This is a genomic window from Neisseria sp. HMSC055H02 (genome assembly GCF_001813335.1).
Lineage (GTDB): Bacteria > Pseudomonadota > Gammaproteobacteria > Burkholderiales > Neisseriaceae > Neisseria > Neisseria sicca_C.
On sequence record NZ_KV812087.1, the window covers coordinates 54,346 to 58,737 of the forward strand.

General features: G+C 51.6%; 7 protein-coding genes. All 7 read left to right on the top strand.

Annotated features, from left to right (window positions below; genetic code table 11):
- Positions 1-110: 110 nt before the first annotated feature.
- Positions 111-755: an imidazole glycerol phosphate synthase subunit HisH gene (gene hisH, locus HMPREF2907_RS04480; RefSeq protein WP_070680482.1), complete on the top strand. Its 645-nt coding sequence runs from the start codon at positions 111-113 to the stop codon at positions 753-755.
- A 161-nt stretch (positions 756-916) separates the two neighbouring features.
- On the top strand, positions 917-1,654 hold the full coding sequence (gene hisA / locus HMPREF2907_RS04485; protein WP_070680485.1) for a 1-(5-phosphoribosyl)-5-[(5-phosphoribosylamino)methylideneamino]imidazole-4-carboxamide isomerase: 738 nt from the start codon (positions 917-919) through the stop codon (positions 1,652-1,654).
- A gap of 357 nt (positions 1,655-2,011) precedes the next feature.
- Positions 2,012-2,329 (top strand): hypothetical protein, encoded by a 318-nt coding sequence (locus tag HMPREF2907_RS04490; protein WP_003756197.1) that lies wholly within the window; start codon positions 2,012-2,014, stop codon positions 2,327-2,329.
- Between the two features lie 144 nt (positions 2,330-2,473).
- The gene (gene hisF, locus HMPREF2907_RS04495) at positions 2,474-3,241 is read left to right on the top strand and encodes an imidazole glycerol phosphate synthase subunit HisF (protein ID WP_003776869.1); all 768 of its coding nucleotides are present in this window, start codon (positions 2,474-2,476) and stop codon (positions 3,239-3,241) included.
- 122 nt (positions 3,242-3,363) lie between these two features.
- Complete coding sequence (gene hisI, locus HMPREF2907_RS04500) at positions 3,364-3,762, top strand: phosphoribosyl-AMP cyclohydrolase (protein ID WP_045074870.1); 399 nt, start codon at positions 3,364-3,366, stop codon at positions 3,760-3,762.
- Entirely contained in the window at positions 3,743-3,898 is a 156-nt protein-coding gene (locus tag HMPREF2907_RS12880) for a hypothetical protein (protein ID WP_168165197.1), read from the top strand. Before hisI ends, HMPREF2907_RS12880 begins: the two co-directional genes overlap by 20 nt.
- Before the next feature lie 27 nt (positions 3,899-3,925).
- Positions 3,926-4,249 carry a phosphoribosyl-ATP diphosphatase gene (locus tag HMPREF2907_RS04505; RefSeq protein WP_070680488.1) on the top strand — a complete coding sequence of 108 codons (324 nt, stop codon included), beginning with the start codon at positions 3,926-3,928 and terminating at the stop codon, positions 4,247-4,249.
- Positions 4,250-4,392: the final 143 nt, after the last annotated feature.

A 4,392-nucleotide genomic window follows, 5' to 3' on the forward strand; every position in this document is an offset into this window, starting at 1 on the left:
CGTCTGAAAAATGTTCAGACGACCTTTTTCTTTTGTCCTTCCGGTACGATGTTTTGTTACAATATTCATAACCATACCGATAAGCACAAGCTGCAATCCAAGGAGAAAACATGAAAACCGCTATTGTCGATTACGGCATGGGCAACCTGCATTCCGTCCTCAAATCCGTACAGGCCGCGCAAGCCTTGTCCGGCAAAGCTGCCGAAATTTACCTGACCGCCCGTCCTGAAGACATCCTTGCTGCCGACAAAATCATTTTCCCCGGTCAGGGCGCGATGCCCGACTGTATGGCTGCATTGCGGCAAAGCGGTTTGGGCGAAGCAGTGGAAGACGGCTTGAAAAACAAACCGTTTTTCGGCATCTGCGTCGGCGCGCAATTATTGTTCGAACACAGTGAAGAAGGCGATACTGACGGACTGGGTTGGTTTAAAGGCAGGGTAAAACGCTTCCCCGCCAATCAGACCGACGAAAATGGAGGTCGTCTGAAAGTGCCGCACATGGGCTGGAACACAGTACGCCAAACCCGCCCGCACCCCCTGTTTAAAGACATCGGTCAAGAAACGCGCTTTTACTTTGTCCACAGTTACTACTTCGCTCCCGAAGACCCCGAAACCGTCCTTGCTACCAGCGAATATCCTAACGAATTTGCCTGTATCGTCGGCAAAGACAATGTCTTCGCCACCCAGTTCCACACGGAAAAAAGCCACGACGCAGGATTGTTGCTGTTACGCAATTTCTTGGACTGGACAGTTTGAAAAGGCTTGCACTTTGATTTTTATAAATTAATCGGGTCGTCTGAAAAGGATTTTCAAGCGATTTTGATCAGGATTCCGTATTATTGTTAACTTAAATTATTCAAATATGCTAAAACTCGATAATTTGTGTAAAATACACTCCGCATAAGGATAGGATTCCCATGCTGCTGATTCCCGCAATCGATTTAAAAGAAGGCCGCTGCGTGCGCCTGAAACAAGGTTTGATGGAGCAGGCGACGGTGTTTTCCGATTCGCCCGCCGAAACTGCGCTGCATTGGTTCAAACAAGGCGCGCGCCGTTTGCATTTGGTGGATTTGAACGGTGCATTTGCCGGCGTTCCGCAAAATTTTCCCGCCATCAAGGACATCCTCGCTGCTGTTGCCAAAGACATTCCCGTACAGCTGGGCGGCGGAATACGTGACTTGGAAACCATTGAAAAATATTTGGATTTGGGATTGAACGACGTCATTATCGGTACGGCGGCGGTAAGAAATCCTGACTTCGTGCGCGAGGCGTGCAAAACGTTTCCGGGGCAGATTATCGTCGGGTTGGATGCCAAAGACGGCATGGTGGCGATAGACGGTTGGGCAACGGTAACCGAGCATCATGTGATTGATTTGGCGAAACGTTTTGAAGACGACGGCGTCAACAGCATTATTTACACCGACATCGGCCGCGACGGCATGATGAGCGGCGTGAACATCGACGCAACCGTCAAACTGGCGCAAGCCGTTGCCATTCCGGTTATCGCATCGGGCGGTTTGACCAATTTGGACGACATCCGAGCTTTGTGTGCCGTTGAGAAACACGGCGTGGCGGGTGCGATTACCGGTCGTGCGATTTACGAGGGCAGTATTGATTTTGCCCAAGCGCAGCAGTTGGCGGATTCGCTGGCATAATTTGTATTGGCGGAACCCGTCGCACTCGTTTTGGCGAAATTCGTTACACTCATTTTAGCGAAACTCGCTGCGCTCGTTTTCAGACGACCTTATTTAAAAACAACCATCCAGGTCGTCTGAAATGACCAAACGTTTTCTTACTCACTTGTCCCGCCGTTTTCAAACAATATAGCGGGGCGAAGATACACAATACTCGGTTGAACCTGTTTGCTTTCATTGTTGTCCTGTCTGCACAGGCAGGACAAAAGACGGGTTCGTCCATTTTTCTTCACAATAAAAGGCGGCTTACCGCCGAATATTGTTTGGGACTCACCATCCCACACTCACTAGTTTTATTTACTTTTCAAGGGGTATTTCATGTTTGAAGCATTTATTTTGGGCTTTTGGATTATCTGGTCGTCCGGCCGCAACGTGCGCGCCGTCAGCGAAGGTTTGGGATTTACCATCATCGCCATCCTCGTCCGCCAGCTTTCCGCGTTCGATATGCCGATGATCGACACCTATTGGATGGTGTTTAATGGCGCGTTGTGGGCATTTGCCAGCACAGTGTTTTATATCGTCGGACGCTTCAGCGGCAGCTTTATGACTTCCTGCGTATTCGCCGCCATTGCAGGCGTCGGCTATTTCCAACTGCTCCAACATCTGCCCAAATGGGTGCACAACTGGCTGGCGTAACACCTGCCTTGCCGGTATCAATGATTTGTAAGGTCGTCTGAAACGGATTGTCCGTTTGGGTGGAATCCGTTGTATGGGTTTTAGCGAAACCCGCTGCGCCCACTTTCAGACGACCTCATTCCTAGGTTTGGAAAGGCATTCAAAATGGCACTGGCAAAACGCATCATCCCCTGTCTCGACGTTAAAGACGGCCGCGTCGTCAAAGGCGTAAACTTTCTCGGTTTGCGCGATGCGGGCAATCCCGTCGATGTCGCCAAACGCTACAACGACGAAGGTGCGGACGAGCTGACCTTCCTCGACATCACCGCCTCCTCCGACAACCGCGACACCATTTTGCACGTCATCGAAGACGTTGCCTCACAAGTTTTCATTCCGCTGACCGTCGGCGGCGGTGTGCGCACCGTAGCCGACATCCGCCGCCTGCTCAATGCCGGTGCGGACAAAGCCAGCATCAACACCGCTGCCGTCACCAACCCCGATTTAGTCAACGAAGCCGCCGGATTTTTCGGCTCGCAAGCCATCGTCGTCGCCGTCGATGCCAAAGCCGTCAATCCCGAAAACACCCGCTGGGAAATCTTCACCCACGGCGGGCGCACGCCGACCGGCTTGGACGCAGTCGAATGGGCGGTTGAAATGCAGCGGCGCGGCGCAGGCGAAATCCTGCTCACCAGCATGGACAGGGACGGCACGAAACAAGGCTTCAACCTGCCGCTGACCCGTGCCGTCAGCGAAGCGGTCGATATTCCCGTCATCGCCTCCGGCGGCGTCGGCAATGTTCAGCATCTGATTGACGGCATCAAAGAAGGCAAAGCAGATGCCGTGCTTGCCGCCAGTATTTTCCACTTCGGCGAAGTCAGTATCCGCGATGCGAAGCTCGCCATGCGCGAAGCTGGAATCGAAGTGCGGCTGTAAGTTGAACTTGATTGACTCGAGGTCGTCTGAAAACGAGCGCAGCGAGTTTCGCCAAAACGAGTGTAACGAGTTTCGCTAAAATGAACGAAGCGAGTTCGTCAAAATAAATAAGGATGCCGAATATGGATAACAGCCTGCTTGAAGCCGTCAAATTCGACGAAAAAGGCTTGGTCTGCGCCATCGCCCAAGATAGGCAGACCCGCCGCGTATTGATGGTCGCATGGATGAACGCCGAAGCCCTGCAAAAAACCGTAGAAACCGGTTTCGCCCACTATTACAGCCGCTCGCGCCAAAAACAATGGATGAAGGGCGAAGAATCAGGGCACACGCAAAAGGTGTACGAATTGCGCCTCGACTGCGACGGCGACTCCATCGTGATGCTGATAGACCAAAACGGCGGCATCGCCTGCCATACGGGACGCGAAAGCTGTTTCTACAAAGTTTGGAAAGACGGCGCATGGCAGACGGTTGATGCCGTGTTGAAAGACGAAGAAGCCATTTATGGGCAGACACATCCTTAGAGGTCGTCTGAAAATGAGCGCAGCGAGTTTCGCCAAAACGAGAGAATCGAGTTTCGCTAAAAATCGGGTGGATGATTGTCTGTTGTCAGAAACAGCGTTAAGCGAAGCCAAGCAAACCGATGCCTTATCCGAATAATCCTTATCCTTCAAAGCCGAAAATCCCATGACCGACACCATCCTCAACCAAATCCAAAACACTATCGACTCCCGCAAAGGCGGCGATCCCGAAGCTTCCTACGTTGCCCAGCTTCTGCACAAAGGCGAAGACAAAATCCTCAAAAAAGTCATCGAAGAAGCGGGCGAAGTCCTGATGGCGTCGAAAGACGGCGGCAGAGAACACCTCGTTTACGAAGTTGCCGACTTATGGTTTCACACTATGGTTCTCTTGGCGCACCACGGTTTGCGCGCCGAAGATGTCGTCAACGAGCTTGCGCGCCGTCAAGGTTTATCAGGCTTGGCGGAAAAAGCCTCTCGCAAAGAGTCTTGAATTTATATTACAATCCGACCTTATTCGTTTTTCTGCCGTCTGTTTGACGAAACGCGCTGCACACGTTTTAGCGAAACTCTATTCTCTCGTTTTAGTGAAACTCGTTGTACTCGTTTTAGCGAAACTCGCTGCGCTCGTTTTCA

Coding starts and splice junctions, on each gene's coding strand:
- hisH (WP_070680482.1), top strand. CDS start 111: ATGAAAACCGCTATTGTCGATTACGGCATGGGCAACCTGCATTCCGTC.
- HMPREF2907_RS04490 (WP_003756197.1), top strand. CDS start 2,012: ATGTTTGAAGCATTTATTTTGGGCTTTTGGATTATCTGGTCGTCCGGC.
- HMPREF2907_RS12880 (WP_168165197.1), top strand. CDS start 3,743: ATGGGCAGACACATCCTTAGAGGTCGTCTGAAAATGAGCGCAGCGAGT.
- hisF (WP_003776869.1), top strand. CDS start 2,474: ATGGCACTGGCAAAACGCATCATCCCCTGTCTCGACGTTAAAGACGGC.
- hisA (WP_070680485.1), top strand. CDS start 917: ATGCTGCTGATTCCCGCAATCGATTTAAAAGAAGGCCGCTGCGTGCGC.
- hisI (WP_045074870.1), top strand. CDS start 3,364: ATGGATAACAGCCTGCTTGAAGCCGTCAAATTCGACGAAAAAGGCTTG.
- HMPREF2907_RS04505 (WP_070680488.1), top strand. CDS start 3,926: ATGACCGACACCATCCTCAACCAAATCCAAAACACTATCGACTCCCGC.